The organism is Comamonas sp. 7D-2, from assembly GCF_022749555.1.
In the GTDB taxonomy this organism is placed as follows: Bacteria; Pseudomonadota; Gammaproteobacteria; order Burkholderiales; family Burkholderiaceae_C; genus Comamonas; species Comamonas thiooxydans.
The window spans coordinates 632,768-651,501 of record NZ_CP094238.1 but is presented as its reverse complement, the minus strand read 5'-3'; the positions used below and the strand labels follow the sequence as shown (position 1 = coordinate 651,501).

The 18,734-nt window shown below is 59.3% G+C and carries 10 protein-coding genes; 3 read left to right on the top strand and 7 right to left on the bottom strand.

All coding sequences use genetic code 11. The features are described 5' to 3' along the window. Positions 1 to 37: 37 nt before the first annotated feature. The 5 genes from drmB to MPZ60_RS02900 are packed head-to-tail and all read right to left on the bottom strand — an operon-like array spanning position 38 to position 9,639. On the bottom strand, positions 38 to 2,128 hold the full coding sequence (drmB, locus tag MPZ60_RS02920; RefSeq protein WP_242881925.1) for a DUF1998 domain-containing protein: 2,091 nt from the start codon (positions 2,126 to 2,128) through the stop codon (positions 38 to 40). Next, the gene (locus MPZ60_RS02915; RefSeq protein WP_242881926.1) at positions 2,125 to 5,823 is read right to left on the bottom strand and encodes a helicase-related protein; all 3,699 of its coding nucleotides are present in this window, start codon (positions 5,821 to 5,823) and stop codon (positions 2,125 to 2,127) included. Before MPZ60_RS02915 ends, drmB begins: the two co-directional genes overlap by 4 nt. After that, positions 5,824 to 7,599 (bottom strand): nuclease-related domain-containing DEAD/DEAH box helicase, encoded by a 1,776-nt coding sequence (locus MPZ60_RS02910; protein ID WP_242881927.1) that lies wholly within the window; start codon positions 7,597 to 7,599, stop codon positions 5,824 to 5,826. 8 nt (positions 7,600 to 7,607) lie between these two features. Continuing rightward, positions 7,608 to 9,203: a hypothetical protein gene (locus MPZ60_RS02905; protein ID WP_242881928.1), complete on the bottom strand. Its 1,596-nt coding sequence runs from the start codon at positions 9,201 to 9,203 to the stop codon at positions 7,608 to 7,610. A gap of 22 nt (positions 9,204 to 9,225) precedes the next feature. Further along, positions 9,226 to 9,639: a hypothetical protein gene (locus MPZ60_RS02900; protein WP_242881929.1), complete on the bottom strand. Its 414-nt coding sequence runs from the start codon at positions 9,637 to 9,639 to the stop codon at positions 9,226 to 9,228. A gap of 738 nt (positions 9,640 to 10,377) precedes the next feature. Between MPZ60_RS02900 and MPZ60_RS02895 the strand changes: the two genes are divergently transcribed. Next, a complete protein-coding gene (locus tag MPZ60_RS02895; protein ID WP_242882094.1) occupies positions 10,378 to 12,441 on the top strand; it encodes an AIPR family protein in 2,064 nt (687 codons plus the stop codon). 401 nt (positions 12,442 to 12,842) lie between these two features. After that, entirely contained in the window at positions 12,843 to 13,316 is a 474-nt protein-coding gene (locus MPZ60_RS02890) for a very short patch repair endonuclease (protein WP_242881930.1), read from the top strand. 347 nt (positions 13,317 to 13,663) lie between these two features. On the opposite strand, the gene MPZ60_RS02885 is transcribed toward MPZ60_RS02890, so the two are convergent. Continuing rightward, entirely contained in the window at positions 13,664 to 15,223 is a 1,560-nt protein-coding gene (locus MPZ60_RS02885; protein WP_242881931.1) for a DNA cytosine methyltransferase, read from the bottom strand. 933 nt (positions 15,224 to 16,156) lie between these two features. Next, entirely contained in the window at positions 16,157 to 18,073 is a 1,917-nt protein-coding gene (glmS, locus tag MPZ60_RS02880) for a glutamine--fructose-6-phosphate transaminase (isomerizing) (RefSeq protein ID WP_034357228.1), read from the bottom strand. 136 nt (positions 18,074 to 18,209) lie between these two features. On the opposite strand from glmS, the gene MPZ60_RS02875 reads away from it, so the two are divergent. Beyond that, positions 18,210 to 18,710 carry an Lrp/AsnC family transcriptional regulator gene (locus MPZ60_RS02875; protein WP_034357226.1) on the top strand — a complete coding sequence of 167 codons (501 nt, stop codon included), beginning with the start codon at positions 18,210 to 18,212 and terminating at the stop codon, positions 18,708 to 18,710. The last annotated feature ends 24 nt before the right edge of the window (positions 18,711 to 18,734 follow it).

Sequence of the window (18,734 nt, the reverse complement as noted above, 5' to 3'; positions counted from 1 at the left end):
CCGCTTCGTAAGTCAATGGCGAGGTTGCTCATTTCTCCTAAAAGAAGAAGCCCGTGTCCGGGCGATCCAGCGTGCCGACAAGAACCCCGCGATCGAGAAGTCGATTCTGCTGCTCGCAGGAAGTCTCCGGGAGAAGCGCACAGGAATGGCAGGCAGCCAAGTTGCAGTTGTCGGGGCCCTGGCCGAGGCTTTCGATGCACACAGGGTCGCTTGAGCACCACCGAGCGCGATCTATGGCTCGAGCGATGGTGGGTTCGAGCAAGTCCGGAGATCCCATGCGAACCAGGCCTCCCATCGTCCCCTCTGAGTCACCGGCAGCCGTGTAGATCAGCACTCCGCTCATTCGCGGGTGCTCATCCGAGAAGTAGATCCGCTCCCGCAGAGAGGATGAGCCGTAGCCGCAATCGAACGTCAACTGGTTTATCAGGGCATGTGCGAACGTATGTAGCAGGACGAACTTCGGATCTACATCGGAGGCGAGAGTCTCGCGACGGCTTGCCTGGGCATGCACGTTCCTGTTCACCTGCAAGAGACGTTCACGGTGGAATGCCCCGTGCACGGACTGCCAGCGATCCAGCTTCGCGCCGTCGAACACGAGGAAGATGCCTTCTCCTCGCACCACGACTGCAGGAAGCCAGTTCTTCCGCGCGCGTGAAATCAGCTTCCAGCGCTTGTCGGAGTCCTGCGACGACGCGGCAAATAGCCGGCTGTAACCGACGAAGGCACGAGTCTCACGCAGCTTGTCGAGCAGTGCGATCCGACTGAATCGATCTCGAACCATTGGTTCATACGATTCCATCGAGTGGCTTCGAACCAGAAGGTTGATCTTCGGCATACCCTCCTGCCCGTCACGGCAGAAGGTCGCGTACTCCTCAAAGCGAAATGCCCCCTCCGCGACTTCGGTGCCGGTGGGCGGTCCATCGCCCGGCGAGTCGTCGAATCTCGACTCGAGCCAGTGGTTGAGCTGGGCGACGAGCAATGCGGGATCGATTTCCCATTCGGAGACGAGCGAGGCTTTGATCACTTCGCTGATCATCCCCGCCGTCAGACGACCGTCATTGTTCTTTGCTCTTATGGCGAGCAACGTGGCCGTCTGACGATGCTGGGTCAGCGCTTCGTGCAGTACATGCTTGTTCGCTGCCTCTGCGAGGAGGGCAGGGTCGACCTCCGATTCAGGGCGTCGCCTCTTGAGCATGACGCTCACCGCCTTTCGCGAGAGCGTTCCTTCCTCGGAAAGGATCGCCGCGTTCAGAAGTTCCTGCTTGAACTCATGGTCTTCAAGAATATCCAGAACGTCCTGAGGGAATGCCGCGTCCTTCACCTCGGGGATGTAGATGGAGCTTCGAACATCGGAAAAGTACAGATTGCTCGCGCCTCGCAGCACGGCCTGCAGCTTCTGCGGACAAGCTTCGCCAGGGTTGTCTCCCCCATCACCGATGCCAAGAGCAGGTACCTGCGAGTCGCATTTCACACCGAGTTCGCCGCCGAACGCACCGGTCAGGGAGCGGCGCTTGACCTCGACGACACCGTCCGCCTGCTGGCGCTCGGCAACCACGATAACCCCTGCGATCGACGCCGAGCCCGTGGAAAGCAGACGAAGCCACCGGTCCGACCGCGTACGGTTCCATTCTTCAGGTTCGAGACCAAGCCACTCTATCCACGGAAAGTCGCGCAGGTGTCCGTCTCGGCAGACCGTAACGAATCGAACCTGCACGGTTCGGCGGGCCTTGTGTGTCTTACCCTTGTCGCCCCCACTTCCAACCGGCCCAGTGCATTGCGGGGCTGATCGATCCTGATACCTAGTCTCGAACATGCGCCCGCACCGAGGGCACGAGTGCCAGAGCGGGAACCGGAGAAATGGCAGCTTCAGCCCAACGTTCACCGCCTCCGTTGATCCCGCACCGTTCGGCATGCGGAAGTCGGGCGGCTGCACAAAGAAGTCGACCCCCAGGCGCCGGGCAAGCCTGGGTTCATCTTCGACCTTGAATTCGCGATGCTCCGGCTTGGCGGGGTCGAACGGCCAGGCGTCGAGGCCGGCGTGCACTAGCGAGACTGGGCCGGGGAAGTCGATGAGCGCACCGATGCCAAAAGGCGAGATAGCCTGGGATCGTCGAACGGGTCGGTTCATGGTTGGGCTCCTGGGGTCGGAATGTATGCATCGGTGACGTCGGCCTCGCAGCTGGCATCGACATTTCGAAGGGAGGACATGGTGGCCCAGCTGCGGTGATTCCACTCGGGTCGCTCCGCACTTCCCGCAGGATGCATCAGCGGGGCGTCTTCGGGCGGCTGTCCGAACCTACCGTATTCGACGGGGCTCCATGCCTTCCACTCATCGAGCCTCTGCTGGAGCTTCCGCATCACAGAGTTCTCTTCGTGCGGCGCGATCGCGAGGACGCGATCACGAATGATTCCCTCGATCCTGGCGCGGAGTACGCTTCCCGCTTTCAGCGGAAACGGATCCGGCAAGGAAGCTTCCTGCTCGCGACTGCCCATCTGACGAACGAGGGCAACCAACAGACCATGGAGAGCACGATCCACGGCAGGAGGACTGAACGGCGTGACGCTGGTCGGCTCAACCTGCGCATAAAGCTTCTGGTGGTAGGCCCTGAACTTCTCGTAGTGACTTCGGTCTCGCGCCTTGGTCTGGCCATAGATCACGACGACAAGGCCGGGCTTGCTGGTATCGCGACCAACCCGACTGGACACCTGGATGTACTGTGAAGTCGTCTTGGGCTGACCGACGATTGCCATCAGAGACAGGCGAGGAATGTCGACCCCGACCTCGATGATGTTTGAAGCCAAGCACGCGTCGACGGGTGTGGGCAGCGAACTTCCGCCGTGCTTCCCCTCTGGACTTGAAAGGCGGACCTCCAACTGCTCAAGGAGACGCGGGATGTGGTCTCCGCGAATGCGACTTGTGAGCTCCTCCACCCGGAACATCTGCCTGATACGCGAGTAGTCAACGCCATGCCGCCCGAGCATCACGCGCAGGTATTCGCGCGTGTCCGCGGAAAACAGCGTCAGCGCCCCACCCAGTTCCCTGAGTGAGTTGAAGAAGACGAGGAGGGTCCACCAGGGATCGACGTCTGAGGGCTCCCCCTCCAGGAGAGCAGCGCTCTGCATCAGCGTGGCAAAAATTCTTGCCTCGGATGTCTGGACCGAGCCGTGAGCCGGTGCCAGCACGCCCGCGTACAGCCGGCCGGGCAGGGGTATGCCGTGCTCATCAACAGCTTGGCGTGCAAAGAATGAGTCTGCCGCATCGAGTCCGGCGGGCGGGAACAGCGCCACTGAGCTTCGAGCATAAAGCGACTTCACCTGCTCGCGTGCACGACTGATGGTGGCAGTCGATGCAACTACCTTGGGAAGGATGCCCCCGCCCATTGGATCGACGCACAGAGCCTCAATGACCGCCTCGTATGCGCCCACCATCGAACCGAGCGGTCCAGAGATCAGGTGCAGCTCGTCCTGGATGATCAGAGTTGGCGGAACCCCCTCGTGAAGTCCGGCATCGTTGAGACCGAAAATCTTTCTCGCTGCAGGATTCCACGCGAGCATTGCGAACTTGTCCACCGTGCCGATCAAAAGATTCGGGGGATGCTCCAGGAGATCCTCGTCGATCACTACGATGGGAAGTGGCGGTCTTGTCGACCCCGGGTGTCCGCCGAATTCGCACGCGTCGTCCGCGCACCTGTACACCACCGTGTCGCCGGCAGGTGAGCGTTCCTTGGAGTATCCGAGAACTTCGGAGCGGGTTGCGCCCCCCCTGGATTTACCGAAGCCCCTGGCTCGCTTCGGCTCATCGTAAGATGCTTCGTGTGGCCCGAACTTGGAGGCGCACCACGGACAGCGAAGCAGCACGTACGGGTTCTCTGCATCGGGGTCTTTCGTCAGCGCACGTAGCTTCTGGAGAGCATCTGCGCGACGATTCGGCGTGGCGGAGCCCCCGACCCAAAGGCCGATTCGGAAGGCGCGCTCCCCTAGCTTTTCGACATCTCTGCGTCGGATGCTCTCCATTGCACAGAAGAGGGTGGCTGCGCGCTGAAACTGCTGCGCGGTCAGGAGTCTCAGCGTGTAGCGCATGAGTACATCAACGCCCGTCACATCCTCCTTGGAGAGGGCGTTGAAAAACACCGTGAATGCCGTAAGCCCGAGATAGGCCTCTGTCTTGCCACCGCCGGTCGGAAACCAGATCAGGTCAACGGTCTTTCTGTCGGCGTGAGATGGTTCGACGATGCCTCGGAGCGACATCAGCAGGAATGCGATCTGGAACGGCCTCCAATAGCCCTGGGACTGGTTTATCGCTGCGGGCTCGATCCTGGCGATCGGCTTGTCCCATGCCAGCCTCTCCGCCGCATCGCGCTTCGGAAGCCGAAGCGGCTGACGCGATCTCAGCTGCGCGATCAGCATCGCCTCGTTTGCGAGTCTGAAGGCGCTTCTCGCAAGGTCGCCCTCAGCTCCTAGCGCGTTCAGAAGCTGTAAGCCGTCTTCAATGCGGTCAGCGCAGTCTCGACATCGATCGATCAGCGCCGCTGCGGTCGGCCGGTCCTCCAGCGGAACGTTCGCTGTGACGGACTTGAGCTCGTCGATCCATCGACGATATTCCTTAATCAGAGCGTGAACGTCGCCCAATCCGTCATCATCGGGGTCAAGCCCGGCGAGACAGCGCATGCTGGTGCGAAGGCTCCGCGTTCTACCGTCTTCCCCTTTTACGTACAGGTCAGCGCTCATAGCCGGAGTTTCGAAGACAGGCAGGACGTCTGTCCAGACCTCGGAGACGCGGCTGGGGCGCCCGTGAATCCAGTCGGCTCCGCAACCGTGACCGATGGCAAAGGTTCGACTCTGCCTATAGAGCACCCGGTTGACGTTGTCGTCGGCCAGCGGATCCTCATCGCGGAATTCGCCTGCGAGGTAGTCCGGATACGGATCAATCGTCGGTGCTCCGGACACGCTCGAGACGCGTAGACCTGCCTGGAACAAGCTCAGCGAGTCGAGCTCCTCACGCTGTGCCTTCGCGGTATTGACGATGGAGGCCGTGACGAGTCGATGATGTTGGGAGGGAGCGCCGGGCCAGCTGCGGGAGACGATCACCATCTCCAGCTGCAGTCCTGCTGCGTTGATCGGGAGCCGAATCGGAATCTTCGCCGCTAGCAGTTCCGCACCTGAGACCGACACCCCCGGCATTCCGCCGGCGGTGTCGACAGCTGCGTGCCTCAGCCACACCTTGCGCGACAGTCCAGGCTTCCCGATTGCGCCCCCCACAATCACCGTCAGAGGCCTGTAAACACCGCACGCGCTGGTCACCGTTCGATCAGCGGCAATGCGTCCGATGCTGACCAGATCGATGCGATACCCGGCGTCCTTGCTGGAGAGGTCAGCGAGGAAGCTCAAGCCGAGTGCAGATGGCCGAAATGCGTTGGCCAGGGTGATGCCTTGCTCGTCCGGATCCTCGGACTCCGCGGTCGCAGCCAGCCGAGTTCCGTCATCCGTCTTTCCCGATTCGTCGTCGAGTGCGGCTCCTTCCGATTCCAGATCCTTGGCATCCGCAAAGCCTTCGCTATCGGCATCAGCAGCGACTTGCGCGAGCAACTCGTCTGTGCCCTGAGGAAAGAGGATCCCGGCGCCGAAGCGCTTCGTGGGTGGATCCTGCCAAACGATCTCTTCCCCGTTGAGCTGCTGTCGTGCGACGCGGAACTCGTCCCACGTCATAGCCTGTTTGTCGACTAGTCCAACCTTTTTTCCGGCCGGATCCGGGCCGACGATCTCGGCTCGCAGGCGCGCCAACATCGTCTCGCGATTGGCCAAACTCGTCTCAAGCTTTGTCATCTATCTGGAACCTTCTCGCATCAGCGTCTTGTATCCGTCCATCAGCAATCGATCATAGTGACCACGCGCTCGATCGTTGATCAGCATGGTCAGGCTGTGCCGCGCGCGAGTCATTCCGACGTACAGGAGCGACTTGTCGTGAGCGTCATCGACCGAGTCGATGTCGGTCAGGACGATCGCGACCGCCTCAAGGCCCTTGAATGAATGCACGCTGGCATACCGGATCCCGACCGCGTTGGACACATCGCCCTTGTATGGCGTCAGGCCGATATCGCCGTTCGAGGCGGCCAGTCCGGCGGCACACGAGGAAGTGTCCGCGCGCGTAGAAAGGACAACGATCTGATCGGGAGGGAACTTCTTGAGTAGGCGTTTGAGCGTCCTCGCGAGCTGTTCCACCTGGTGTGATGCGGACTTGTAAAAAACCGGATCGACATCCGAGGATTCCGTCTCCGCTAGGACTCGGCTGTATCCCGGCGCGAGGCCGCTCGTTAGCGTTACCGCCTCTGCGATCCGCGGCGAGTTTCGGCAGTTGATCCGAAGGGGCGACGTCGTGAAGTTGCCTCCTGCCCTGGATCTCAGCCGATCGAGGCCTGCCTGCCCGTCCAGCCCCGCATAGATAGCCTGTCGCTCGAAATCACCGAACAGCGCCCATCGGCCGGCCGACAAGCCGCCGCGCGTGATGAGCTCGAGGACGTCGAGCATCGCATCCGAGAGGAGATCCTGTGCCTCGTCGATGATTAGGACGTCGTGGGCAGGGAACTTCGACTCACTCGTCAGCAGAGCTTCCGTGGCGCGCATAGGGAGGTCCACGGTCCAGAAGCTAGGCTCGGGTCTGTCAGGGACAGGCGACTTCTGGAGGCCGAGCATCAGTCCCGAAAGCGTACCCACTTGAAACGAGACACCCAGCGCTCTAGCTTCTTCCGAGACCACAGCCGCCTCCTGCTTGAGCCATGACCCCAGAAGACTGTTGAAGCAGACCAGGATGGTGCTCCTTCCTGCCCTCACAGCACGTCGGGCGGCCTCGATCGCCAGCAGAGTCTTCCCTGTGCCGGCTGGTCCCTTGAACAGTACCCGATCGTTCTCGGCAAGGAGGTCCAGAGCGATGAACTGTTCCTCGGTGAACCGGCGGATGGACTGCTCCGCCACATCGAGGGCCATGCCGCCGATAGCCACATACTCAAAGTCGCCACGCATCAACGCAGTTATCGATTCCAACTGCTTTGCCGTCGGTCGGCTTCGCTCGCCATACCAAGCGAGCTTCGGACGAATTGACGCCAGCTTGGAATGGGCGCTCTCGAGGATTCGTTCGACAATCCGCGAGATCGGATTCCTGAGTAGGATCGACTTCGTGATCACTTGCCAGGGGTCCCACTCGAGTGACCGCTCATCGAATTCGATCTCGGTGAAGATCACTGCCGAATAGAACACCAACGGCGCCAAGCTCGCATTCCGTCGGAATAGGTAGTCGCGCAGAGAGTGAGATGCCTCGCTCGCCTGCTTGAAGGGGCCAACCGGCGATGTCCTTGGAGGGTCGTACTCGTAGGTCCACAGTCCGTCGTATCTGCTGACGCCGCAGCCCTTAACCTCGATGCACAGGATACCCAGGCCCGGTACGACAACGACCAAGTCTGCCTCGCCCTCAATCCGGACGGCATGGCGACGGATGTCGAAGGAATGGAAGACGATCCAATCCCGGGATCCTGGATCATCACGCAGCTTGCGAAAAATCAACTGTTCGCCCTTGGGCGCCTTCGCCGAAATCTGCGGTGGAATCATTCGAGCCACTAGGACACCTTCACTGTAACGAGACGGAAGAGACGCGACAACGGTACTCGTAACGAGGACACATCAACAGCGGACACCCTGAGAAGTCCAATGGAGCCAGCTTCGAGTCCGGGCAACTGGATAGACTCGACCACGTCCACGCGCGAGCGCGCTACAACGAGCATGTGGACCCGTTCCAGCAAGGCCTTGCGAATCTCAGATGCAGCGTGCTGGTGGAAGTGCTTCAACCGCTCCATCTCGGCCCACTTGTCCAAGGCGTACTCATCGCACGAATCAGATTCCATGCCGACCCGAAGGTCACCAAGGGCGCGCATCAAAGCGCGAAAGCTCTCGACATCGTGCGGTGCGATCACGTCGTCGCTTGCCCACGTCCATAGATAGCTTGCGGAGCGCAACTTCAGGCCGGCTTCGCGTGCGCGACGCGCGACGACCCCTTCGCCGTGCAGCTTGAGCGCTCGGAAGAGCTCGCCCTTCCAAGCCGTCGCAGTGCTCCTTAGTGAAGCTTGCCCTTCCCGCGCCATCATTCGGTCGGCCACTTCGTCGAGATAGTCGCCACTTCCTCGAAGTCTCATCATCACGAGATCCCGCTCCTCCAGGTCCCGTACCGACTTGCGCGGCAGTTGACCGGTCCCCGCCAGCGGCTGCTCGGGCCGATCTAGCAGTCGAGAGATCTCCACCACGCTGCCCTCATCCGGAAGAAACGTGCCGCTGCCGTCTGCGAAGAGCACAAAACGCGCGGGCACCGCGACATCTCTTTCCGAAAGCGGAACTCCTCCGACTTGCTGATTACGGATTTCCTGCCAGAAAGTGTCGTTAGCCCATTGATCGAGAGGCTGATCCTCCCCCCCCTCCACGACGTCTACTTCTTCCGAAGTTCGCGTCGCTCTGTGGAATCTTCCATCAATCGGAAGCCCTACCGGCTCAGGAACGAACAGGTTCTCGCGTCGATAGACGAGCAGCACGACATCCCTGGCTCGCCCGCCATACAAGAGATCGATAGCTATCCGCGTGGAGACAAATTTGAGCGTGCCGGGAATCACGATGACCGAGAAGCCGCTGTCAGCAATGTCCTTTCGTGACCTGAGTACCGTGCAAGCGCCAGCGGGAAAATCCTGCGACGCATCAATCGTGGCAGGCCAACCTGGAGTCAGGCCACCCTGAAGCCCCGCAAACACCCCGGTGCCATCTGGTTGCGAGGTGGACTTCCCCAGCGTATCAAGGAACATCTCGCGCTTCGGATTCCGCCCTGATGAAACCAGAGATGCGACCGCGTCGGAGAGCGCTTTGACTGTCCCCGAGACCGAAGGTACCGTTTCCGCCTGCTGTACGAGCTTCTCGATCATGGGCTGAACCCCCAGACGACTGTCATCGAATGGAAGCAGGGTCTGAGCGATCGTCGACTTCAGCAGCCAAACACTCCTGGCGAGCTGCCGTTGATGGTCATCCTCACGATCCACCATCGAGAAGACGCGAGCGCAACAGCTGGCGATGTCCGCGTAAAGTGGATGATCGATGACGATCCTCCTAACTCGACAAGATCCGGCGTTCGCATAGCGTCCGTCGATGACATCGAAGAGCGGAACTCGTTCTGGCATGCGCGCTCCGGAGACGGTCTGGTCAGGCGACATCACACGCATCTCCCACGTCCCGGGCGTCCATACCGAAGACGAATACCTCAATGCCTGGCGGCACATCACCGACCCTTGCATTCGGAGTCCAACCATGGATCCCGGAATCCGTTGCATGACTCAGGAATGGTCGGATCTCATGCATGACTTCCTCGTCATACTCCGAATGCGAGAGCAGGATGACCACACTACGGGCCTTCAGGTATCCGAGCTTCGACACAGCCAGCGCCCCGTCCAGGACCGTCACACCATCGGGAGCGTCATTGACGACCTCCGCTCGAGCTGAGGCCACCATGAGCTTTCCGTGTTCTCGTCCCTGGGCATCGGCGATCGAGAGAGCGTCAAGCATCGGCACCGCGTAACTCTGATGCGCACGAAGTTGGATCCCTTCCAGGTTCAGCAAGAAACTGCTCCGTTCGGTGACAACGGTGCTATCTGCCATCGGGGATCGCGACCACGCCACTGACGAGTCACTGTTGAGTGCCTGCATGAGTGCGGCTGCGGACGTCAAACTTGCATCTGCACGAGCGGAGACCGCCCCCAAAGTCACACCGTAGGAGAGCGCTGTCTTCCTGGGCAAGTATGTCTTGTTCCCCTTGGGCCGGCCCCGCGAGTCAACCTCATCGATGATGAGGAAGTCTCCATCGTCCCCAGAGACAAGCGAAGCAACACGTCCGGAGAATCGTTTCGACCTTACCCCGTTTAGGCTTCGCCAGTGCACGTTAGTGCCAACCGCTAATCCGCGGAGCGCCTCCCAGTCTAGGGATTCGTCGTGCATCCGAGCTGCTGCACACAGAGAGCCCAAACAAACGAAGGCCGAGGCCAGCGGACGCGACGGCAAACTCACGATGACAGCGCGCTTGCCAGACTTGGGTGACTGCTCACGCATCCATTCACCGAGACTCATGAGCCAGTCGGCCCATGGCGGCAATTCCCTCGTACTTGCGCCTATAACTAGCTGCAATCGCCCTTTGTACGGGGCTCCACCCGCATTCGTGCCGTCCTGCATAGGACTCTCTCTCCTCCAAATCTTGCTTGCTACACTAATAGGATACATGAAGTAACAAGTCAAGCACTGACGCGGCGAAGAAGAGTAGGTGTAGCCGAAATTAAGTAGCTGGAGGAGAACGTTTTGGACAACGTGGTTCTGCAATTCAGAAGCGACTTGCTGTCGCAGGCTATAAGTGAGTTCAGCGGATCGGATCCCGAAGCTGGATTCGTTGCTGTTGCCGGTCGAATTCTCGAGGAGGTGGAAGAGGTCGTCGACTTCATGCCTTGTCCTTATCGAGGAATAGGTACGCGTAGACGGAGTCTGGGTGTTGATGGATATGCATTCGACGACGCTGACGGATCGCTTCGTGTCGTGATCGCAGATTTCGGGGGCGAAGAGCAACCTCACTCGGTGACGCCGACTTCGGCGAAGACGGAGTTCAACCGTCTCAGCGCGTTCATCGAGGAAACCTTCACAGGAAACGACGGCCATCTCCCTGCCGACGAGGACCCTGTGACCGACTTCGCCGATCTTCTCGCGTCGCATCGCGAGGCGATTCCGCGTTTGCGGCTGTACCTCGTGACCGACGGCATCCTGAGCGACAAGCTGCGCGACTGGCCCGACGCGCTGGTCGCAGGTATACCTGCGGAATTCCACATCTGGGACGCGACGCGGTTCGCCTCAGCCCTTTCGAGCAGGGGAGGACGGGAACCGCTGACCGTCGACTTCTCTGACCTAGCCGAGGGAGGCATTCGCTGCCTGCACGCGAGCCTGAACCAGTCGCAGTACAACGGCTATCTCTGCGTCCTTCCTGGGGAGGCGCTTGCACGCATCTACGACACCTACGGAAGCAGACTCCTCGAGGGCAATGTGCGCTCCTTTCTCGGGAAGTCGACCAAGGTCAACAAGGGAATAAGGGAGACGATCCTTCGAACCCCGGAGATGTTCTTCGCCTTTAACAACGGCATTGCTGCCACAGCGAGTTCCGTCGTGGTCGAGGCCACGGCCGACGGCTTGCGCCTGAAGTCGGCCACCGACCTCCAGATCGTTAACGGTGGTCAGACGACGGCATCGTTGACTTTCACTCGGCGCAAGGACGGTGCGGATCTGTCAGGAATCTTCGTGCAAATGAAGCTGTCCGTTGTCGGAGACGAGTTGTCCGGCGAACTCATTCCTAAGATCTCGGAGTTCGCAAACAAGCAGACTAAGGTGTCCGACTCGGACCTGTTCTCGAACCACGAGTTTCATCGACGGATGGAGGAGCTCTCTCGCAGAATCAAGGCTCCTCCAAAGGCTGGTGCCCAGCGTCCCACCGCGTGGTTCTACGAGCGTGCAAAGGGCCAATACAGAATCGAGACGGCCAAGATGAGTCCAGCCGAGAAACAGCGTTTCGAGGCGGAGAACCCAAAGTCTCAGCTCATTACAAAGACCGACATCGCCAAGGTTGAGAACTCGTGGCGTTGTCTCCCGCATGACGTCAGCAAGGGGGCTCAGAAGAACTTCGACGTCTTCAGCAAATTCATCATTGCAGAGTGGCTGTCCCGACCGCTCGAGTTCAATGACGAGTACTTTCGAACTGTGGTTGCCCATACCATCGTATTTCGGGAGCTCGAGAAGCTAATCCCTGCCCAGAAGGACTGGTATGACGGCGGATATCGCGCGAACGTCGTAACCTTTACAATTGCGAAGTTGGTAGCCATGATTGAGGAGCTCGCTCCTGGGAAGAGCCTCGACACTCCGCGGATCTGGAAGCAGCAAGGCATCTCGACGGCGTTCAGCGAACAGCTGAAGCTGATTGCGCAAGCGATGTATCAGGTGATCATTTCGCCTGAGCAAGGGCTCGAAAACGTGACCGAATGGGCGAAGAAGGAGCTTGCCTGGCAACGAGCCAAGAGCAAGCGCGTGGAGCTTTTGCACGATTTCAAGGCAGAGTTGATTTCGAGAGAGCAGGTCGACGAGATCCGTAGCAATGCGGTCGAGACTGCTCGGATTGACCGCGGGATCTTCGACATTTCGGAAGTTGTGGCCACCAAGCCTACAAAGTGGCGAGAGACACGTCAGTGGGGACTTGAGAACAAGCTGCTGACAGGCAAAGAGGAGCAACTGCTGCTCATCGCGGCCACACCGGGAAAAGTCCCTTCCGAGCGACAGGCCGCCGCGATACTTTTGATCCGACGGAAGCTTTTGCAGGAAGGGCTTCCGGCATCAGAGTGATCGCAGATCGATAATGCATTGGATTCTCCAACGTATCGGAACGCCTAGTGTTGGGCCAATCTGATCGAGACACCCGGCTGTAGTGGTGACCATCAGATTCAACTAAGCCGGCCGGAAAGGCGGCAAATCGGCGGTGATTCACGCTGAGTTGGCCACTGGACTTCGGCTGCTTCCTTGCTCTTGCGGTTGACGAGAGCTCGTCAGGACTTTGATTGAAAGACGGCGGAACCGCGCAGCACCAAGCTTTTGGAGAGCGCGACAACTTTGCGCGGATAGTCGTCACCTGGAGTTGCGACGTCTCATCGCAGCGCATGGCAGGGAATCCGAGGTCGGACGGTCCAACCGCCTCGTGAAAACCTTGATCTACTGCGTCGACGTCACTTGCCGTATCGTAGTCCACCATGGTCGATGTCGTCAGCCCCACCAAGCGCCGCCAGATGATGTCCGGCATCAAGGGCAAGAACACAATGCCCGAGATGCTGGTCCGCAGGGCTTTGTTCGCGATGGGGCACCGCTTTCGGCTGCATCGGAGCGATCTGCCAGGTACACCCGACATCGCCATGCCGGGTCGCAGGATCGCAATCTTCGTCCACGGTTGTTTCTGGCATGCCCACCAGGGATGCAAATTCGCCAAGACGCCATCTACGCGGACCGAGTTCTGGACCGCCAAGCTGCAAGGCAACGTTGATCGTGACGGACGTGTCGCCGACAAGCTCACGGAGATGGGCTGGCGGGTACTTTATGTCTGGGAGTGCTCGACTCGCGATCCGGCGGCCGCCGAGGGCCTGCCCGATGCCCTGAGAGATTGGATCGACAGCGGCGCACCAACGGGCGAGATCAGCGCCAAGAGCTTGGCGGCAGTCCGGCAGGCATGAACGAGCCACGCGCTGTGACGCGCTACCTGCCTCTGAACCTAAGCCACCATGCAATCTCCTTTCGCGACCCTCGCCTACGAATCCATCGAAGGCCTGCATGTATATCTGAGCGAGGAGCAGATGTAATCGGTCTTCGATTGCAACTGCGCTTAGGCGAGTCTCGGGGGCATGCCACTTGCGCGAATCTGCGACGCCGACATCGTCCTCAACGAAGTGTTCCCGCGGCACGGCATAAATCCGGTGGAAGGGCAACTTGAACCGTTACAGCGTGCTGTGGTATCAGGTTTGGAATCTGGCCAATGGGAGGGACTTAAGAGTCACCGACTGACCAACGCTGAGCGCGCCTCTCACCGCTTACGTGGGGAAGACATGAAGTCGAAAATGATCTGGCCAATTTGCTTTGCCAGCAGCGGTGGGACGGCATTGCCGATCTGGCCATATTGCTCCGTCCGGTTCCCCTCGAAGAAGTAGTTGTCGGGAAAGGTCTGCAAGCGGGCAGCCTCGCGCACCGTCAAGCTGCGGCACTGCGCGGGATCGGGGTGAATGTAATAGTGCCCATCCTTTTTGATGTGAGCGACGACTGTAGACGACGGGTGTTTGCCCATCTGCACGCGAAATCGATCCTTGAACGGAATCGTCTCCTTATCCACATTCACATGGTTGGGCAAGAGCCTTGGGGGGAAAAAGTGCAGGTCTGGGGCATATTTCTGCGTGGCGGCGAAGCAGGCCGCGAACATATAGCGATGCAGATCTGACCGCATGTGACTGCGCGTCTCGTGTTGCAGTACTCCACCCAATTTCGGGTCGAGATACCACTCACGCAATGCCTTGGGCATGGCTTCGCCCGGCGTCACCTCCTGGGGGATGAAGGTTGAGCCATATGTTGTTTGCTTCTCGGCAAGCTTGATGAACTTTGTCATGGCCGCCTCGATGTCCATACGCACTGGGACGCGCCAATCTTTGAGTGACTTGGGAGACTCGCGCAGAACTTCTATCCACGCATCCTGAGAGTCGGGTTCCTTGGAGAGCCTGCTGCGCAGCGCGGGCAGGCCTGCCAAAGCAGCGCTTACGCCCACCTTCTTCTGAACCTTTGTTAGAAGAAATCGATCAGGGCGTTCCCTCAATGCATGTGTGGCTTTCGCCACATCGGAGCGGATACCGAAAAGGATTACGCGGTGTCGGCTTTGAGGAATGCCATGGTCGTCGGCTTCGATCACATAGTCGTTGGGGTCAAGGTCCTGCCCCTCTGCCTTGTTAACCACCAGCGACCTAACTTCGTAGCTCAGGTTCTCTCGCGGCGATTTAAGGTCTGCCAGGATTTTCTCGAAGATGCGTTTACCCGAATTGGTGGAGTTCAACATTCCCTTGACGTTCTCCATTACGAAGACCGCCGGGGCGAACTGCTGAATGATCCGCAGGTATTCGATGTAGAGAAAATGCTTGGCGTCGGCCTCGAACTTCTTGACGTCTTTGCTGCGTAACCGAGAGCGGCCAGCCAGTGAATAGGCTTGGCATGGCGGTCCGCCGATGAGCACCCAATCCGTCTGGTCACCCAGCGCTTCGCGGATCCACCCGTCGACTTCCTCGGGTGCGACAACGCCGAGTTCTGCGCAGCGAGCCTCCTTAGCCGCATGCGCAGCAGCGTCTTTGATTTCAGGATGGGACAAAAATTGCTCGCGGCTGATGTTGCCGCGGACGTAGTCGTAGTAGCAGGTCGGGACCCTATTCTTGTGGAACTTGCGGAAGATCGCCCGAAGCAGCAGGGTCCGATGCGCGACTGGATCCTTCTCTATCGAGACCTTGACATCGAAGCAGCGCGCACCCGCTGTACCCATGACGGACGAGAACCCTTCGCATAACCCTCCCGGTCCGGCGAACAGATCTATTACCGGTATCGCTTCTCTCATTGCTTGCATCTTTCTTTTTGAACATCGCGATCAGTTGTGCGCCCATGCTCTCCTATCGCAAGTGTGATTCTGCCAGGTTGAGAGCCTTGGCGACTTGGCTCGGCCTCCGCCCTGACGGGAACTCTCATCCAAGAGCCTGTACTACAGAAGATCGCTACACGGGTTGTGGGCGGTCTTATGATCCGCGTACGTGAAAGATTGGCCGGCCATCAGCCGCCTACCGCAACCTGATGCAAGCCGGTTCGATTTTCTCTGTCGCTGACCTCCCCTTTGTATTCATGCCATGCGACGAATGGTCTACACAGCAGGTTCAGCACAGCGCTCTCGAGCTGCTATTCAGCACGCAGCGACGCAACGGTCGTCTCAAAGCGGATAAGCAAACAACTCTGGCCTGACGCCTTTGATCCTAGAGGCGACTTCAGACATCTGTTTGCCAACCATCGCGCCCGCGCATGAGGGCCTTGGTGCACGATGAAACAGTGTGTGCTTGCAACTCGTCGGCTCAACAGCGGCCGTTCTAAGTCGCAGCGATACGCGTCAGGACAAGCTAAAGGTTATGGTCGGAAGCGCTGCTCTGCCTGAAACTGTTAGCGGCCGGTTGGGAGGGTGAAGCCGCCTGTCATGTCAGCGCCGCTGAACGCCTAGCATTAGCAAGAGCAGTCACTGAGGTTCTTAACCACGAACGGCCGAGATCAGCCTAAAACAGGCATCCCACAGTGACGAGTCATCCAACCAAACTCCGATAAAAAACCAACCTTGTGACATAGCTGTTTCCAGTCGAGCAATACCACCAAAGTTATAGAGACAAAAAAGCGCTCACACCGAGCGCTTTTTTCTGCGACTAGCTCAAGCAACGAGCGGCATACCCTGTTCGACTAACTTTATTCGTGTCCGACAAACTTTATTTGCTCTAGTCAGCACGAAGCAACCGGCTTATTCCACTGTGACCGACTTGGCCAGGTTGCGCGGCTTGTCCACATCGGTGCCGCGTGCCACCGCCGTGTGATAGGCCAGCAGCTGCAGTGGCACCACGTGCAGGATGGGGCTCAGGGCACCATAGTTCTCGGGCATGCGAATCACATGCATGCCTTCGCTGCTTTCGATATTGGTCTTGGCATCGGCCAGCACATAAAGGACGCCGCCGCGGGCACGCACTTCCTGCATATTGCTCTTGAGCTTTTCCAGCAGTTCGTCGTTGGGCGCCACGGTGACCACAGGCATCTGGCTGTCCACCAGTGCCAGCGGGCCATGCTTGAGCTCTCCGGCGGGATAGGCCTCTGCGTGGATGTAGCTGATTTCCTTGAGCTTGAGTGCACCTTCCAGTGCGATGGGATAGTGAATGCCGCGACCCAGGAACAGCGCGTTTTCCTTCTTCGCAAAGTCTTCGGCCCAGCTGATGATCTGCGGCTCCAGCGCCAGCACGGATTGCAGGGCCACGGGAAGGTGGCGCATGGCCGTCAGATACTGCTGCTCCTTCTCTTCCGTCAGGCGTCCCTTGGACTGAGCCAGCGCCAGCGTCAGCAGGAACAGACCCGCAAGCTGCGTCGTGAAGGCCTTGGTCGATGCCACGCCGATTTCCACGCCGGCGCGCGTGATATAGGCCAGCTCGCACTCGCGCACCATGGCGCTGGTGGCCACATTGCAGATGGTCAGGCTGTGCTTCATGCCCAGGCTCTGGGCATGGCGCAGGGCCGCCAATGTATCGGCCGTCTCGCCCGACTGGCTGATGGTCACGATCAGTGTCTTGGGATCGGGCACGCTGGTGCGATAGCGGTACTCGCTGGCCACCTCCACATTGCAGGGGATGCCGGCAATCGCCTCTATCCAGTACTTGGCCGTGCAGCCGCTGTAATAGCTGGTGCCGCAGGCCAGTATCAGGACCCGGTCGATCTCCTTGAATACTCGCCAGGCCGCCGCGCCGGTCTTGCCTTCCGAAGTGACCCCGTCAAACAGCTCGGGAGCAATGTTCTTCAGGCCTTCCAGCGTATCGCCCAAAGCGCGCGGCTGCTCGAAGATTTCCTTTTGCATGTAATGGCGATAAGGGCCCAGTTCGGCTGCGCCGCTGTGCGCCATCACGGTTTTGACCGGGCGCTGCTGCTCTGTCAGGCGCTCACCGCTCTTGCTGATGACCCAGTAGCGTCCCGGCTGCAGATCGATCAGATCGCCCTCTTCCAGGTACACGATCTGGTCGGTCACACCCGCCAGCGCCATTGCATCGCTGGCCAGGAAATGTTCCGCGCCGTCCTTGCCCACACCCAGAATCAGCGGCGAGCCGGCACGAGCGCCCACCACACGGCGAGGTTCATCCCGGTGCATCACGCCAATCGCGTAGGCGCCATGCAGGCGAGCCGTCGCGGCTTGCACGGCTTCGAAAAGATCGCCGTTGTAGAGGCTGTCCACCAGGTGAGCAATGACCTCGGTGTCGGTCTGGCTGGCAAATACATAGCCCTTGGCCTGCAGCTCGGCACGCAGGGCTTCGTAGTTCTCGATGATGCCGTTGTGCACCAGGGCCACGCGGGCCGGCGCATCGGCATCGGCCACGGGCGAGATGCCGGGACCATGGCTGAAGTGGGGATGGGCATTGCGTACGGCTGGCTCGCCGTGAGTGGCCCAGCGGGTATGGGCAATGCCGGTGAAACCTTCCACATGCTCGGTCTTGACCTGCTCCATCAGCTCGGCCACGCGGGCTGTAGAGCGCGCACGCTGCAATCCCAGGCTCAAGCCGCTGGCATCCGCTGCCTGTACAGCCACACCACAGGAGTCATAGCCGCGATACTCCAGTCGCTGCAGACCCTGGACCAGAACCGGAACGATATTGCGATGAGACACCGCAGCAACAATGCCACACATAGAGGTACACCTTAGGTTGTTTGAGCGAGCATGCTAACGGTTGCAATAAAAAATTTTCAATCAATAAAACCAACTAAATGACTGAAAATTTCATCAAATCGGAATATTGATTATTTATTTAATAAAATTCATATAAATGAATGAAAATTCCATCAATCTGGATGACACCGACTTGCAACTGCTGCAGCAATTGCAGCGGGATGCCAGCCTGAGCAACCAGGCCCTGGCCCGGCATCTCGAGCTGTCTGCCCCTACCTGCCTGCGTCGTGTCAAGCGCCTGCAGGAGCTGGGTCTGATCGAGAAACAAGTCGCCATCCTGAGCAGCGAACACATCGCCCGCCTCACCGGTCATGGCCTGCAGGCCATTGTGGAAGTCTCGCTGGACCGGCAGGACAGCAGCTCACTGCTGCAATTCGAGCACAAAGCCGTGGCCGAACCCGGCGTGCAGCAATGCTGGCGCGTCTCTCCCGGCCCCGACTTCATCCTCGTCATTGCCACCATCGATATGCCTGCCTACCTGGCATTGAGCCAGAAGCTGTTCACGCAGGATGCCAATGTGCGCAATGTCAAAGCCTTCTTCAGCATCAAGCGCGCCAAATTCAGTACCGAACTGCCCTTGCCAGCCCCCAATCATTAGGGACTTGCACGCCTTTATTTTTGA

Bases quoted from the DNA above. Each gene is read 5' to 3' on its own strand.
- MPZ60_RS02875 (WP_034357226.1), top strand. From the start codon at position 18,210: ATGAATGAAAATTCCATCAATCTGGATGACACCGACTTGCAACTGCTG.
- glmS (WP_034357228.1), bottom strand. From the start codon at position 18,073: ATGTGTGGCATTGTTGCTGCGGTGTCTCATCGCAATATCGTTCCGGTT.
- MPZ60_RS02915 (WP_242881926.1), bottom strand. From the start codon at position 5,823: ATGACAAAGCTTGAGACGAGTTTGGCCAATCGCGAGACGATGTTGGCG.
- MPZ60_RS02890 (WP_242881930.1), top strand. From the start codon at position 12,843: ATGGTCGATGTCGTCAGCCCCACCAAGCGCCGCCAGATGATGTCCGGC.
- drmB (WP_242881925.1), bottom strand. From the start codon at position 2,128: ATGAACCGACCCGTTCGACGATCCCAGGCTATCTCGCCTTTTGGCATC.
- MPZ60_RS02905 (WP_242881928.1), bottom strand. From the start codon at position 9,203: ATGCCAGAACGAGTTCCGCTCTTCGATGTCATCGACGGACGCTATGCG.
- MPZ60_RS02910 (WP_242881927.1), bottom strand. From the start codon at position 7,599: ATGATTCCACCGCAGATTTCGGCGAAGGCGCCCAAGGGCGAACAGTTG.
- MPZ60_RS02885 (WP_242881931.1), bottom strand. From the start codon at position 15,223: ATGAGAGAAGCGATACCGGTAATAGATCTGTTCGCCGGACCGGGAGGG.